Annotated in this window: 14 protein-coding genes; 10 read left to right on the forward strand and 4 right to left on the reverse strand. The window is 69.6% G+C overall.

Annotated features, from left to right (window positions below):
* Window positions 1-422: 422 nt before the first annotated feature.
* Together GA0074694_RS10710 and GA0074694_RS33610 are read left to right on the forward strand one after the other, a co-directional pair.
* Window positions 423-1,733, forward strand: coding sequence for an ISAs1 family transposase (locus tag GA0074694_RS10710; protein ID WP_091450652.1), 1,311 nt, complete (start codon window positions 423-425; stop codon window positions 1,731-1,733).
* A 107-nt stretch (window positions 1,734-1,840) separates the two neighbouring features.
* On the forward strand, window positions 1,841-1,963 hold the full coding sequence (locus tag GA0074694_RS33610) for a hypothetical protein (protein ID WP_281189868.1): 123 nt from the start codon (window positions 1,841-1,843) through the stop codon (window positions 1,961-1,963).
* Between the two features lie 190 nt (window positions 1,964-2,153).
* Here the strand turns inward: GA0074694_RS33610 and GA0074694_RS10715 are convergent, their stop codons facing one another.
* A complete protein-coding gene (locus tag GA0074694_RS10715; protein ID WP_091456343.1) occupies window positions 2,154-3,104 on the reverse strand; it encodes a hypothetical protein in 951 nt (316 codons plus the stop codon).
* A gap of 486 nt (window positions 3,105-3,590) precedes the next feature.
* Here GA0074694_RS10715 and GA0074694_RS10720 point away from each other — a divergent pair, with 486 nt between their 5' ends.
* The 7 genes from GA0074694_RS10720 to GA0074694_RS10745 all read left to right on the forward strand — a co-directional run bounded on the left by GA0074694_RS10720 (window position 3,591) and on the right by GA0074694_RS10745 (window position 10,727).
* Window positions 3,591-4,556: a class I fructose-bisphosphate aldolase gene (locus tag GA0074694_RS10720; protein ID WP_091456346.1), complete on the forward strand. Its 966-nt coding sequence runs from the start codon at window positions 3,591-3,593 to the stop codon at window positions 4,554-4,556.
* Window positions 4,553-5,668 (forward strand): 3-dehydroquinate synthase II domain-containing protein, encoded by a 1,116-nt coding sequence (locus tag GA0074694_RS10725; RefSeq protein ID WP_176737850.1) that lies wholly within the window; start codon window positions 4,553-4,555, stop codon window positions 5,666-5,668. Before GA0074694_RS10720 ends, GA0074694_RS10725 begins: the two co-directional genes overlap by 4 nt.
* A 1-nt stretch (window position 5,669) precedes the next feature.
* The gene (locus tag GA0074694_RS10730; protein WP_091456355.1) at window positions 5,670-5,918 is read left to right on the forward strand and encodes an acyl carrier protein; all 249 of its coding nucleotides are present in this window, start codon (window positions 5,670-5,672) and stop codon (window positions 5,916-5,918) included.
* A gap of 88 nt (window positions 5,919-6,006) precedes the next feature.
* Window positions 6,007-6,942, forward strand: coding sequence for a cysteine peptidase family C39 domain-containing protein (locus GA0074694_RS30840; protein ID WP_176737851.1), 936 nt, complete (start codon window positions 6,007-6,009; stop codon window positions 6,940-6,942).
* Between the two features lie 169 nt (window positions 6,943-7,111).
* A complete protein-coding gene (locus tag GA0074694_RS10735) occupies window positions 7,112-8,509 on the forward strand; it encodes a beta-ketoacyl synthase N-terminal-like domain-containing protein (protein WP_176737852.1) in 1,398 nt (465 codons plus the stop codon).
* A complete protein-coding gene (locus GA0074694_RS10740) occupies window positions 8,506-9,408 on the forward strand; it encodes a hypothetical protein (protein WP_091456362.1) in 903 nt (300 codons plus the stop codon). The genes GA0074694_RS10735 and GA0074694_RS10740 overlap by 4 nt, the downstream gene beginning before the upstream one ends.
* Window positions 9,405-10,727, forward strand: a complete 1,323-nt coding sequence (locus GA0074694_RS10745) for a class I adenylate-forming enzyme family protein (RefSeq protein WP_091456367.1) — start codon at window positions 9,405-9,407, stop codon at window positions 10,725-10,727. Before GA0074694_RS10740 ends, GA0074694_RS10745 begins: the two co-directional genes overlap by 4 nt.
* Here GA0074694_RS10745 and GA0074694_RS10750 read toward each other — a convergent pair.
* From GA0074694_RS10750 to GA0074694_RS10760, 3 genes are read right to left on the reverse strand one after another with little or no spacing between them, the layout of a single operon-like run.
* A complete protein-coding gene (locus tag GA0074694_RS10750) occupies window positions 10,713-11,978 on the reverse strand; it encodes a glycosyltransferase (protein ID WP_091456371.1) in 1,266 nt (421 codons plus the stop codon). The two genes, GA0074694_RS10745 and GA0074694_RS10750, sit on opposite strands and share 15 nt — an antisense overlap.
* Window positions 11,975-12,928, reverse strand: a complete 954-nt coding sequence (locus GA0074694_RS10755) for an ACP S-malonyltransferase (RefSeq protein WP_091456374.1) — start codon at window positions 12,926-12,928, stop codon at window positions 11,975-11,977. The genes GA0074694_RS10750 and GA0074694_RS10755 overlap by 4 nt, the downstream gene beginning before the upstream one ends.
* On the reverse strand, window positions 12,925-13,641 hold the full coding sequence (locus tag GA0074694_RS10760) for an SDR family oxidoreductase (protein ID WP_176737853.1): 717 nt from the start codon (window positions 13,639-13,641) through the stop codon (window positions 12,925-12,927). Before GA0074694_RS10760 ends, GA0074694_RS10755 begins: the two co-directional genes overlap by 4 nt.
* 194 nt (window positions 13,642-13,835) lie before the next feature.
* Between GA0074694_RS10760 and GA0074694_RS10765 the strand changes: the two genes are divergently transcribed.
* Window positions 13,836-14,699, forward strand: coding sequence for an endonuclease/exonuclease/phosphatase family protein (locus GA0074694_RS10765; RefSeq protein ID WP_176737854.1), 864 nt, complete (start codon window positions 13,836-13,838; stop codon window positions 14,697-14,699).
* Window positions 14,700-14,744: the final 45 nt, after the last annotated feature.

Below are 14,744 nucleotides of genomic sequence, written 5' to 3' on the forward strand. Positions count from 1 at the left end.
ATCAAATTAGGCTACGTGGCATTGGGCCTTGGCCCGCTCGACCAACTGCTGAGCGAACTCCATCTCTGCCGCCGTCGGTTGCGGAAGCTGAGCAGCGTTCTTCTTGTCTGCCATAACGTGGTCCTTCCCGGACAGGATCGACGTCCTGTCCAACGGACCACACCCAGGTCAAACACGGAAATCTACGCAGTCCCGCTCCCCAGCGTCCGGAACTCGGACGTGAAGTGGGCCTACATCGTCCAGTTCGCGGGGCCGAACGGACAGAAAACCAAGCTCGAGGTCCCGCACGGCCCCGGCGTTGTTCCCAATCGAGCGGTTATGTCCGTGTGGGGAACTGGACACGGGGCGAGTTGCAGGATGAGCGCGGCTCCTGATGATCTTTCGGGTGACTAGCCTCGAAGTTCATCGCTGGAGCCGCGCTCGTGACGTCATCTTCCCTGATCGACCCTGTTGTTGACCACCTCGCCGATCTGGCGTTGTGGGAAGCCGAACTCGCCGCGGTTTCGGCCGATCCGCTGCGGGTGGTGTCCCCGCTGGCGGCACGGCTGGCTCAGGTACCGGATCCGCGACGGCCGCGTGGGTTGCGCCATCCGCTGCTGGTGATCCTGGTCTTGACCGCGTGCGCCACCCTCGTGGTCGGTAACGACGGCCTGACCGCGATCCGGCAGTGGGCGGCCCGGACTCCGCAGGACGTGTTGCACCGCCTCGGCGCCCGCCGTAACCCACTGACCGGCCGCTATCTGGTGCCCAGCGAGCGCACCTTCCGGCGGGTCCTGGCCGCGGTCGACGGCGACGCTCTCGACGCGGCGACCTGCGGCTACACGGCCGACGTGCTGCGTGGCGACGTCCCGGCCCCGCAGATCCCCACCGCCACCGACGAGCCCGCCGAGCGTGAACAGCGCCGCGCCGCGACGCGGGCGGTGACCCACCCCGCACCGGCCGGGCTGCTGCCCGCGGTCGCGATCGACGGGAAACTGCTGCACGGCACCCGCACCGAGACCGGGCAGGTGTTCCTGGTCGCCGCGGTCACGCATGACCGGGCGGTGATCCTGGGCCAGCGCCAGGTCGCCGGCAAGCGCGGCGAGACCACCGTGACCGAAAATCTGCTCGCCCCGTTGGATGTGGCCGGCATGCTGCTCACCCTGGACGCCCTGCACACCACGAAGAAGACCGCCCGGCTGATCACCGGACCGTTGAACGCCCACTATCTGCTGATCTTGAAGGGGAATCAGCCGCTCGCCCTGCAGGCCGCCCAGGCGCTGCTGTCCGGCACCGACACAGTCTTCACCGGCAGCATGAACATCGACTCCGATCGCGGGCACGGACGCACCGAACGCCGCACGATCCGCGTCGCACCATGTGACGGCCGGCTGTTCCCCGGCGCCCGGCAAGTGTTCCGGCTCCGCCGTGACACCGGCGGACTCGACGGCGTGCGCACCAGCAAACAGATCATCTACGGCATCGTCAGCCTCGATGCCGAACAGGCCAGCCCGCAGCACCTCAACGCCTATGCGAGAGGACACTGGTCTGTTGAAAATCGTCTGCATTGGATCCGAGACGTCACCTTCAGCGAGGACGATTCCCAACTCAGGACGAGTGCGGCGCCCCGCAACCTGGCCGCCATGCGCAACCTGGCCATGAACACCTTCCGCCTCGCCGGGCGCGTCAACATCGCCCACGCCCGCCGCGACCTCCACGACCGCGCCGACGCCTTCGCCGCCTACGGCATCTAGCAAACCACGATGAAAGCGGGCATAGAAGAACAACGCCGGGGCCGTGCGAGGTCCCGGAGGACTCCCACACCCTCGGGGGCGCGGTCGGCGCCACGGTACCGCTGCTCGTGAGCCCCGACGGAAAGAAGGCGGTCTTCGACAGAAACGATCCGCAGATCAACGCGGTGGAAGTCGTCAAGAACCGCAAGAAGGCCGACGAGGAGCGCTTCCGCGCACAGCTCGGGAACTGAGCCCCTCCATCGTGACGGTGCTGGTCACGGGTTGTGTGGTGGGGCCGTCAACCGTGGCCATGCCCGCATCCGAGCCGTCGGAGAACGTGCGGACGCCCCAACAGGGGGCACCCCTTCCTCGGGACCAACGTCCAGTCTCGGGGTGTCCACGACTCAGGGAGAAGTCCACACAGGTGGGCTGGGTTTCCCGTCAGGTTGTCGCCGTTGGCGGCGAGGTTTCGGCAGCGTACGGCTGCTGATCTTGTCGCGCACTTCGGTGTGGCGTCGTTGGATGCGTGTCTGGAGTTGCGGGCGGTACGGTCCCGGCCGTGGCCGATCGTGGCGATTGCCTACGAAGGAACGGCCCGAGTTCGGGCACCCCGGCCAGCAGACGGGCCGCGTCCGGAAACCGGTCGAGCAACTCCTGGACCAGCCGTGCACGCAGTCGGTCACGGCCCGACGGGTCGAGCAGTCGCTTCGCGTGCCAGGTGTGGTGGAACATCGCGTCGGGTTCGCCCCGGGTCCACTTTCCCGCACCGACGTCCCACGTCGAGGCGGTCAACGGCCGCATGGTCAGCCCGAGCCGGTCCGCCCAATACGCGACCAAGCGCTGTTCCGCAAAGGTCACGCGGGCCACCGGGTGAAGGTCGCCCGGCGCGGCGTTGTCCTCGGCGTAAGCCAGAGCGGACTCGGTGTACGCGTCGAGGTGCGCCTGACTACCGAAAGCCGCGAATGCCATGTTGCAGGCGGGCAGATCGTCTCGCCAGCCCGGAAATTGCAGGTTGTGGGGGTTGGTCAGGTCGGTGAACCTCGGATAGATCCGACGGTCCAAGGTCTCGTGGTGCGCGAAGACGAACTCGCGGTCTCCCGGCGGACGGATCGGTCCCCGTAGGAAGAAATCCAGGTCCAGGATCGCGACCGGTGCCGCGCTGTGCCGCAGTGCGACGATCTTCGGCAGTGAGAAGTACACGGTCGGAGAAAAACGGCTAGTGTCGATCCCGTCGACCTCGCTGGTCCTGATCGAGTCGTAGATGTCTGCCAGCCCGTGGTCGTGGAAGTAGCGCGCGGTCGACGTGTCGGCGTACAGCGTCACCGGACCGTGGAAACGGCGCCACGACAGCGCGCTGTGCACTGCCGTGACGATCTCCTCGATCGGCGGCATCCACCTGCCGGAAGCCCTGGCGACGGCGGTGTCGTCCTGCCGCGGAGCCGACCAGTAAGCATGAACCGCCGGCACTCGCCGAACATTCCCTGTCATCAACGTCCCCCGTCGTTGTCCGGTCTGCGAACTCGGCCGTCGATCGGCCCGCGCGATGGCCATCGGGCGTACACCCCACCGGCGCCGTGCAGCGTTCGTCAGGGCGCAGTCGACTGCCTCGCTGTCGCGCTTGGCATGCCGTGCACTCGGTCGGTGAGCAGGGGCTGGGCGTGACCGCGTAGCCGCCGAGGGCGGGGCACGTCCGCGCCGTATGGACCGTGCCGTCGACGTACGCCTCCGCTATGTCTCGCCCGGTCAGCCACGGACGGCGTCCAAGCCGTGGATCAGGCAGTCCGCGGCGATCCCACCGGACCGCTCCAAGTGTTCCGGCCGTGGTAGCTCGTGGTCGAATGCGGTAGCCCGGACGGGTGAACAGCCGACGGAGTTCCCATGATCGATCATGTCCCGCAGCCGTGTACGGACTCTCGCGTCGGCGCGTCACTCGGCTTCATACAGCCGACCGTATTGACGGCGGGTATTCGAGGCGCTGCGCCTGGCAGGTTCTTGCCAGGCGGCACTGCCCCGGGCTCTCACCGCGCAAAAGTAGCCATCGACAGTGGATTCCAACGCCGGGGAGCAGATGTGGTGGTAAACGGCCGGGAACGCCGGCTCCAAAGGCTGCTGCCGACCCGGTCCGGTCGGACCGTGCTCCTGCCGATCGACCAGCCGGTCACGCTGGGTCCGATACGTGGTCTCACCGACATCGACCAGGCACTGCCGGTCCTTCTTGAAGGCGCGCCGACAGCGGTGATCGCGCACCGGGGAGTTATTCGCCGGGTGCCCGTCGAGCTCAGCGAACGGATCGGCCTAGTGATGCACCTCTCCGTGGGAACCTCGTTGTCCGGCCGGGGGCATGTCAAGGTGCCGAGCAGCACTGTGGTCGAGGCGGTCCGGCTCGGTGCCGACGCCGTCTCCGTGCAGGTCACCTTCGGCGCCCCAGAAGAACTGACGATGCTGACGGAACTCGCGCGAGTCGTCGACGCCTGCGCGGAGTGGGGTATGCCAGTGCTCGCGATGACCTACGTCCATGGCGTGGATCCGACTGCGGAACCCGCGAAGGTCGCGCACGCTGCGCGGGTCGCCGCCGAGTTGGGCAGCGACATCGTCAAGGTGCCGTGGACCGGGACCCCCGACTCTTTCGAAGAGGTGGTCACCGGTTGCTTCGCACCCGTCGTGGTCGCCGGGGGTGAGCAGGCGGACCAGTGGGAGGCGGTGCCATCGATGGTCAAGGACGCCATGTCCGTCGGTGCCGCCGGCACATGTGTCGGACGCAACATCTTCCAACACCACGACCCAGGGCAGGCGTTGGCACAGCTGCGTGCCGCCGTCCACGACGGAAGCGGGGAGCATCGATGACCGAGAGCCTGAAGAGCATTCCCGTCTGGTGCGATCTGCGTCACCTCGACGGCGATCTGCCCGCGCGACTGACCCAGGTGCTCCATACGCCCGTCAGCGGTGTCCTGCTCCGCCCCGCCCAACTGCCGGCCGACCACTTGCCCGAACGGGTCCGGACGATGGTCATGGTCGACGAGACCGGGCAACTCGACGACCTGGACCCGGAGCGGCCACTGACCGTCGTAAGCGCCCCCGGCGTCACCCTCGGCCGTCTTCCCGGCCGGTGGTCGCGGGGTGTGTGGATCGACATCGACGACGCGGATGGGCTCCGGGACGCGGTGCGGACGCTGGACCTCGCCGACGTGGTCATGTTGAACTTCGCCGACGCCACCAACATCCCGCTGGAGTTGCTCATCGCCGAGGCCCAGTCCCGGCGCACGGTGGTGGTGAAGAACATCTCGTCCGCCAACGACGCCCTGGTCACCATGGGCGTACTCGAACACGGCCCGCACGCGGTGCTACTGCCGGTGTCCACCATCGCCGAGATCGACCAGTTGGCCCGGACGTTCGCCGAGCGACGCACGGACCGGTTGGAGCTGGTCGACGCCGAGGTGGTCGAGAGTCGCTCGATCGGTATGGGGATGCGGGGCTGCGTCGACGCCGCCGCGACGTTCGAAGAGAACGAGGGCATGCTCGTCGGCTCGACCTCCGCTGGTGCGCTGCTCGTCTGCGCGGAGGTCCACCACCTGCCGTACATGAACCTGCGGCCCTTTCGGGTCAACGCCGGCGGCGTGCATTCCTACGTGTGGGCCCCCAACGGACGAACGGCGTACATCACCGATCTGCGGGCTGGCGAAACGGCGCTCGCGGTCTCCACGAGCGGCACCGCGCGGCCGGTCGTGGTGGGTCGGATAAAGAACGAAGTACGACCCCTGAGGCTGCTGCGATGCCGAGTTGAGGACACATTCATCAATGCGATGGTGCAGGACGACTGGCACGTCCGGCTCTTCGACGCCGATGGCAAGGTCCGCAACTGCACCGACATCAAGCCGGGAGACCGCCTGATGGCTCGGCTTGACACTCCAGGCAGACACGTCGGCATCTCCGTGTCCGAATCAATTTTGGAGCATTGACATGTCGCAATCGAGTCCTCTCGACCGGCTGATCACCCTACTCACCGACCGCACCGACGCGTTCGCTCCGTCCGTCACCGCCGATCGACGCATCAGTGACCTCGGCATCGACTCGATCGACATGGCCTACATCCTGTCGACCTTCGAACGCGAACACGACGTCGATTTCGCCGACAGCGACTTCGACTACGAGAGGTACGAGACCGTCCGTGATCTGGCCGTCATGATCGAGGTCCGGCTTCGTGGGTGAGCTGGTCGTCCGCCCGGTATTCGAACCGGCCGCTTCCCTGGGCTGGCGGTCCGGACCCCTCGACGGGCTTAGCTGCCTACTGCGGTGCGTGGAGGCCGTCCTGCGGGCGCAGGGATTCAACCGGCACGAGGTGGCCCGAGCGCTCGCGCTGCCCGTCGACCTCACCGGCGGACGGCGATCGTCCGGCGCATACCGCAGTGGCCACCTTCTCTGGCGAAACACCGCCGACGGTCGCAAGCACTGGTCAGAACTGACCGCTCTGGTCCGTGCCGGAACGCCGGTCATTCTGATGCCGGACCGTTACTACTGGCCAGGGGACGAGTTCGAGGGACGACAACACTTCCTGGACCACATGGTATTGGTCGTTGCTGCGGACGACGATTGTCTGGTCGTGCTGGACACCAACGCTCCGGCCAAGGGCCATTACACGCGGGTCGTCCCGGTCACGCCCGCTGTCGTACGCAGCGCCTGCCGTTTCGCCACCGCGCACTTCGAGCGGCCGGTCGACACCGCCGAGACGCTGCGGCTCACCCTGCTCGAGCCCACGGCACGCTGGCTGGTGGCCGACCTTCCCGCGGTGGCTGAGTTTGGCGAGGGGTGGCGGGTCGAGGGCATCACCGGGCCACTCGCCCGAGCTCTGCACGTGCTGGTTCTCGGCGAGCTTCAGCCCAATCTGTTCCTCACCGGCGCTGCCGTGGCGGAGGCGTTCCTGGCGGTGGCGGCTGCGGCCACGGCAGCCGCCGACCGCGCACAGTCGCTCGGCGAACTGCTGCTCGGGGCCCACCGCTACGCACCCGACGCCGACGACGCCACGGTCTACCGGCCCGTTCTGGGAACGTACCTCGACACGGAGGCGGCCCTACGGAACCTCTGTGGCCTACTGCAGCGGGAGGTCGGCGAGGTGGATGCCGCCCCGGTGGGACACGTCCGCGACGACCGGCTCCGCCAGCGGGTCATCAGGATGCAGGCATGGTGCTTCGCCGACGAGGTGGCCGCACCCGAGGCAACGGAGGAGACGACGTGACGGACCTTGCATCAGGCCTGGTCGCATCTCGACGGCTGCCGAGCCGCGCTGCGGCGGGCATCGCGGACCTCGCCTGCGCTGGCCACGTTCCATCCTGGCGCCGTCTCGTCGACGAGGAGCGCCCGGTGTACGGCGAACCCGGCCGGGCGGCCTGGGGAGGCGGCCAGCCGTGACGGAGCGTGCGGACGCGGCCGCGCTGGTCCGCGAGGTACTCATGGGCCGAGTCTCCGGCATCGACGATCCCCGGCTGATCGCCGAGGACGAGCCGCTGGCCCTCCTGGGTGTCGACTCGGTGACGCTGATCTCCCTCGCGGCGGACCTGCAGCACCGCTACGGAGTCACCATCGAAGACGAGGTGGTCCTCGCCCCGAACGTGTCCATTGCCTCACTTGCAGCCGCGCTGACCGGTCGACCGATCGAGGTTCCCGCAACGGACGAGATCATGGTGGTTGGGACGGGGGTGGTCGCGCCCACTGGGCGCAGCGTCGAAGAGCTGTGGGACGCGTTGCTCACCGAGCGCGCGCATCGGGTCGACGCGCCCTATCCGACGTCTCGCCGGTACCGAGTCGGGGCGGTGCCCGGAGCGCCATCGGACCGGCTGACCGCGCCGGACCGGCTCATGGAGCTCCTCGTCGCCGTCGCCGAACAGGCCCTGGTCGGTCTCGACGACACCGACCGGCGGACGGTCCACCTTGTGGTTGGCACGACCGACACCGGCGGCAACGCACTCGGCGACGCCCTCGACAGGAAACGTCCATGCGGGGATGCGCTGGTGGCCACCGTCGCCGACCGTGCGGCGCAGTCCCTGCGTGTCGGCGGCGGCGCCACCACCGTGGGCAGCGCGTCGGCCTCGGGGGCGGTGGCCCTGGGGCACGCCCAGGAGTTGCTGCGTGCGGGGGAGGCGGAGCAGGTGCTGGTGGTGGGTGTCGACTCCGTTTCGGCCAGCGCGTTCCACGGCCTAGCCGCGCTGCGTACGCTCGCCACCGACGGGTGCCGGCCGTTCAGTCGGGACCGCAAAGGGATCGGGGTGTCGGAGGCCGCGGCGGCCATCCTGCTGCGTGGCGGCGTAAGCCAGGCCGGGCCAGCCGGCGCCCCATCGGGCCGGCTGGCCGGGTACGGGGCGAGCAGCTGGACCACCAACTTGGTGGCTCCGGAGTCGGCCGGCATCGAGCTGGCGGTCCGCAGGGCACTCGCCGAGGCAGCCATCGACGTCACGGACGTAGCCTTCGTCAACACACACGGCCCAGGCACCCGACTGGGGGATACGGCGGAAATCCAGGCGTTGCGCTCGGTCTTCGGGGACCGACTGCCGCACACGCCCCTGAACAGCTCCAAGGGGCTGCTCTGGCACTGTCAGGGAGCAGCTGGCGTGATCGAGTCCCTCGTGTGCCTGCTCTGCCTGGAGCACGGCACGGTCACTCCCACCACCGCCGGCACCCCGCTGGACCCGGCCTGGTCCGAACTGGACATCGTCACGTCCCCGCGCGCCGTCACCGGCCGCTACGCGCTGTCGATCTCGTGTGGGCTCGGCGGCGTCAACACCGCGTTGATCTGGGAGGCCGCATGACTTTCTCCGGGCCACCGATCCGACTGGCGGGTGTCGGCGCGGTGTCATGGGACCTGACCCCCTATCGGGATGCGCGGCGGCGCGGGGCCGAAGGCTGGCCGGCGCAACCCGCCTTCACCCGGGAGGTCGCGCAGCGCCTCTCCGACGCCGTCGGTGCGGCGTTGGCGCCGCGAGCACCCGACGAGGGCCAGCCCCTCGCCGTCCCGCCCGAGGGCCGCGTCGCAAACGACGCCACCGAGATCGTGACTGGCACCTGTTACGGGATGGCCCACGTCGCCGAGGTGATGCACGAGCAGCTCGCCGAGGCGGGGCCCCGCTGGCTGGACCCCGAGTCCTTCGCCTACTACTCCCCACACGCGCCGACGTCGCTGGCGGCGAAGACGCACGGCCTCAGCGGGGCCGGCAGCACGTTGCTCGGCCTCGACGCGGGCGGTCAGGCACTCGCGCATGCCCTTCGGCGGCTTTCCAGCGGCCGGACGAGCCGTTGCTTGGTCACGGCATACGACGCGGTGACCGGCTTCGCCGCCGCCGCGCTCGCCGCGCTCGGTGTGGCGGCCGACGATTCGACCGGTGAAGCAGTAGCTCTGCTGCTCGACAGCGGCGCCGAAGCGTCAGGTCCTACGATCCGGCTGGCACGCCGGCTGGCCAACCTGGACGCGGTACGTCAATTCGCCGATGCCACCACGCGACCACTGTCACGGGTGCAGACCGCCACCGAGCCAGACGACGATCTACTGGCCGCCTTCGGCGACGTGGAGGTGGTGGCGACGAACGCCGTCACCCCGGTCACCGCGCCGTTGCGTGCGGTCGCGGCAGCGGTCGGCACCGCACCGTCCGGCGCGGTGCTGGCCCTCAGCAGGTCCCAGGCGTCGGGCTGGACGGCGGTGCTGCTGGCATGACCACACTGCGCGACCGGATCGAACAGGTCGCCGCCGCCCGTCCGGACCGGCTGGCGGTGCTGACCAGTCATGACCGACTGACATACGCGGAGCTTGCCCGTCGGGTGGACGCCCGGGCGGCGGCCCATCGGGCCTCGGCCGGTGCCCGTCCCAGGGCGGCTGTCCTGGCGGGCGACGCGGTGGAGGTCGCGGTGGAGGTGGCCGCTGCGGAGCTGGCCGGGGTGTCGTTGCTGCTGCTCGACGCGGCCGGTCCGGATGCCGAACACGCATCGGTGCGTGCCGCGTTCCTTGCGGTAGACGAGAGTAGCGCCACGTCCGGGCTGGGACTGACCACGTCGGGGGTCGGCGGCCGCCGCAAGTGCGTCGAGCGCCCCTGGGCGACAGTGATCTCCAACGCCGCCAGCTTCAGCCATGCTCTCGATCTCGACGAGGACGACGTGACGCTCTGCACCACGCCCCCACATCACAGCTACGCCGTCTGCGGTGGAATCGTGTCCGCCCTGCTCGCCGGCGCCAGCTACCTGGGAATGGGGCCGAGGATCGGTCCCAGCGGCCTGGCTCGGACGGTCGACGAGCTGCCGGTGAGCGTGGTGCTGTCCGTCCCGCTGCTGTACCGGTGGTGGGCGGCGGGGGTGCCCACGTCACGTCGGCCCCGGCTCTGCGTCTCCGCCGGCTCCGCCCTACCAGCGACCGACCGGGCGAGCTGGCAGGCCGGCGTGGGCTGGCCGCTGCGGGAGCACTACGGGACCTCGGAACTCGGTATGCTCACGCTGGACCGGGTGGGTCTGCCCGGTTCCGTCGGGGCTGCCATCGACGGCGTCGAGCTGGCGGTACGCCCCGGAGAAGAGCCGGAGGCCGGTGAAGTACTGGCCCGGGTGGCCGGCCCCTCGCCTAGGCTGATCAACGCCTTTGCCGCAGCCGGCACGGCGGCCGTCCGGGAACTGTCCGGCTGGCAGCCGACCGGAGACCTGGGCCGAGTGGACGGCACGGGCGCACTCTGGCTGTCGGGCCGGCGGGGCACGGCCCTCAACGTGGCGGGTAACAAGGTCTCGGCCACCGAGGTCGAGGAGGCGATCCGGGGGTACGGTCCGATCCTCGACTGCGCGGTTGTCGGCCTGGCCACCGGCGGCGGCCCCGTCCGCGTGTGCGCCTTCGTGGAGGCGACGGACGAGTTCGACCGGCGTGCGCTCATCGCCCACCTCACCGCGCAGCTGGCCCTCTACAAGGTGCCGACCGTCGTGAAGCGCGTGGAGCGGCTGCCGCGCAGCTCATCCGGGAAGATCCTGCGGGGCGCGTTGTCACCGTCATCCCAGTATTGACCGGAACAGTTCCGGCAGGTCGGCTGCCGCCTGTTCCCTGGCTAGCGCTGCCTGGGCGTAAGCCGCCCGGTGCGCCAGCCTCTCCTCGGCGAACGCCTCGTCGACCGTACGTGCCAGTGCGGCGGCGGGCGTCACGGGGTCTGTCGTCTCCGCACCGTGCCGGTGCTGATGGACGAGTGCACCCGTCACCGGGTCTGCCTGGGAGGTGCGCGCCACCAGCCCGGCTCCGTGCGCCGCCAGGAACGCGCGGCCGTTGGCCTCCTGCTCGGACATCGATGGCAGAACCAGCTGCGGCCGGCCGTGTGCCAGAGCCGCGATGACCGTCGAGTATCCGCCGTGGCTGAACACCAGGTCCGCCCAGCGGATCGGGCCGGTGATCCCGGTGAACCCGCCTACCTCCACGTTGCCGAACTCACGCATCCACGCTGCCGGTCGCATGCCTGCGGACAGAAAGACCGTGACACCCGGCCGGTCGAGGGCAGCCAGCACCTCCCGCAACGCCCGCTCGCCGATCATCGCCCCACTGCCGAGGGAGACGTACACATGGCGGGTGCCCGACCGGCGGACCGGCTGGTACGGCGCGCCGGGCGGATCCCAGTACAGCGGTCCGACGTACACCGCCTCGGCGTGTCCGGCTGGCGGCGGCACCGGCGGCTCCACCTCGGGCGCGCTGGGCACGAGCACGCGATCGCCCCAGAGCAGCTCGCTCACATGGCCGACCGGGGCCAAGCCGTGCTCGGCGGCCACCTCGTTGAGCACCGGCAACGCCTCGGGATGCGGCAGCAGTACGCTCGGCGCCGCAGCGCTCCAGGGCATCCAGGCGAGGGGATTCGAGGAAAGGAAGTCGGTGTCGGCCAGGGAGAGCACCGGCAGTCCCCGGATCCGGGCCGCGAGGACCGCCGTGGGTTGCATGTCGGTCACCACGATGTCGGGCCGGAACTCGTCGATCGCGGCGAGGTCGCGACGCAGGTGCGCGGTGACGACCGGGGTGCGGTAGTACCGGGCGGCGACCGCGTAAACTCGCTCGACGTTGGCGAACGGAAGGAACGCCGGAACGCGCTCCGGTCGCTTCTCCGGACCAGGGAGGCCCACTATCGGGTAGCCCGCCTCAGCCACCATCTGCGCCACAGCCGACGGCCCGAAGGCGCACACGAACCCGTCGCCGAGCCGCCCAGCGGCGGCCAGCCCTCGGCCGGTGTAGCCGGCGCCGCCTCCAGCGGACCAGGGAAAGAACAGGACGCGGGCCTTCATCTCGCAAGCACCTCAAGTCCACCTCGACGGTCGTTGGCCAGCAGTTCCTCCGGCGGCAGGTAACGGCTGAGCACCTTGCACAGCGTGCGTCCCGGTCCCACGTCCACGAACCGCTGGACCCCGGTGTCGCGCAGCGACCGGATCGACTCCCACCAGCGCACCGGCTCCAACATGTGCAGCTGCAGGTCGGCCCGTATGGCGGACGGATCGGTACTGGGACGGGCGGTGGTGTTCAGCACCACCGGCGTGCGCGGCGGGTGGATCACCAAATTGGCCAGCTCGGCGGCGAACTCGGTCTGCGCCTCGGCCATCAGCGGCGAGTGGGCGGCGATGCCGATAGCCAGCGGCACCGTACGCGCCGCGCCACGCGCCAGTGCCGTCGCCTCGGCCCAGGCGATGCCCGGCCGGTCTCCGGAGAGGACGACTTGGTCCGGGCCATTCACGGCGGCCACGTACACCTTTCGTCCGTGCTCGCCCTCGAGCATGGCCGCTATCTCGTCGGCGGGCAGCCCGACAACGGTCAGCATCTCGCCAGGACTGCGCTGGCCGGACCGGTGCATGATTTCTCCCCGCTGTCGTACGAGGCGCAGCCCCGCGTCGAGATCGACCGCACCGGACGCCACCAGGGCCGTAAAGTGTCCCAGGCTGTGTCCCAACAGGTACGCCGGTTGTCCCGTCCCGGTCCGCGCGAGCCGTTCCCGCAGCGCAATCCAGCCGGCGAGGCTGGCCACAAATACGCAGGGCTGGGTCCAGTCCGTCCTGACCTGGGCGTCCCTCGCCATGGTGAGGAGCAGCTCACGCAGCGGCAGCCCGGCCAGCGCCTCCGCCTCGCTGAACAGCTTCCGCACAGCTGGCACCTCGTCGTGCCAGCGCTGTGCCATGCCCGGGAACTGTGCCCCCTGCCCAGGGAAGAGGACGGCGTACGGCTCGACGATGGATTGTGGTGTCACAGACTGGCTCCTCCATCCACGGCAAGCACCTGGCCGGTGATGTACGAGGCACCCTCCGAACTGAGAAAGGCGACCGCCTCGGCGACCTCCTCGGCGCGGCCGGCCCGCCGCATCGGGGTGGCGGCCAGCGCAGCCGTCCGCGCCCGGTCGCCACCGGTGGCGCTCATCGACGACGGCACGTATCCGGGCGCGACGGCGTTCGCGGTGACGCCGAAGCGGCCCACCTCACGGGCGATCGTCCTGGCCAGACCGATCAGGCCGGCTTTGGAGCTGGCGTAGCCGCTCTGGAACGGCCAGCCGCCGAGGCCTGCGACGGACGTGACGAAGACCATTCGGCCCCAGCCGTGGGCTGCCATCGCGGGCACCGTACGCCGGGCCAGCAGCAGGGGAGCCGTCAGGTTGACCGCCAGGCTCGTTGACCAGTCCGCCATCCGGACGCGGTGGACGGCTGCGGGGCGCAGGACGGCGGCGTTGCTGACCACCACGTTCGGCATGCCGGTCCGCTCGGCAACCGTGTCCAGCAGCGCCTCCACCCGCTCTGGCTGGCTGAGATCGGCTTGGACGGTCACCACGTCGGCTGCGCGCGACAGTAGCTTCTCCCGTAACGCCAACGCCCCGGCCCTGTCCCGGTGGAAGTGCAGCACGACAGTGGTCTGGTCGTCGCACATCCGGGTCGCGACGGCCTGTCCGATCGTGCCTGTGGCACCTGTCACCAACACCGTGCGCCGCCTCATGCTGCCGCCGTGCCGGCTCGGGTCAGGCAGGTCCAGCCGTTGCCACCCGGGGTCCGTCATTCGACGCAGAAGTCCGTGGAACTCCTGCGTTTCCTCACTACCGATGAATCCACCAGCACCGGTGAGCAGCGCACGCTGCGCCATCCGTTCCACCCTTCACTAGAATCGGTCGAGTGGCTCGACAGGAACAGGTTTCGGCCCGCGGGATCCGAGTGGCGACGTACAACATCTGGGGGGCGTCGACACCACACCGTTATTGGCAGGACCGCAGCGAATTGCGCGGTGCGCGGCCTGGCTCCCCAGTCCTGACCGAGTCCGACGAGTCGACGATCTGGCGACGACGACGCGCGCTGCTCGCGACCGCGCTGCGCGACGCACGTCCAGACATCGTGGCACTGCAGGAGGTGCCGGCCCCGCAGCCAGGCCGCGAAGACCGGGCCAGCGTGCTGGCCCGGGACATCGGCGGAAGCGGGGAACGCTATCAGGTGGCGCTCTCCACGTTCGGTGACGGCAGCCGCACAGCCGTCCTCACCCGGCAGCAGATCCAGTCGCAACGCGAATTCGCGCTGGACGCCGCAGCCGACGGGTTCGGTGGGTACCCCGTGGTGCTGGAGGTCGCCACAGCGGTGGCCACGATCTGGACGACCCACCTGCCGGTCGGTCCGGATTCCGTGAAGGATGCCTGCGTCCGGGAACTTGCCGAGCGGGCTGCCAGCGCCCGTACCGACGTCCCGCTGCTCATCTGTGGCGACCTCAACTGCCAGGCATCGAGCCGGCAGATCCGCTGGTTGCTGGATGACGGCCGGATCGACGACACGTGGCCAGCCGCCGGCGGCGCCGTCGAGACGTGCACCATGCCGCTGCCGACGCCCACCTGGCGGCTGGACTACGTCCTGCTGCGGCGACAAGACGGGATGCGGCCGGTTCCGGGAAGCGCCTGCCTGCTTGGCACCCGACCGGACGGCACCGGTCTGTTCGCCTCGGACCACGTCGGCGTGGCAGTCGACCTCGAACCGGCACGACCTTTTTCGTACTAGTGCCAGATTCACCTGGGCCAGCCTTTCAGGACAGTACCGGATCGA

Source organism: Micromonospora inyonensis, from assembly GCF_900091415.1.
In the GTDB taxonomy this organism is placed as follows: Bacteria; Actinomycetota; Actinomycetes; order Mycobacteriales; family Micromonosporaceae; genus Micromonospora; species Micromonospora inyonensis.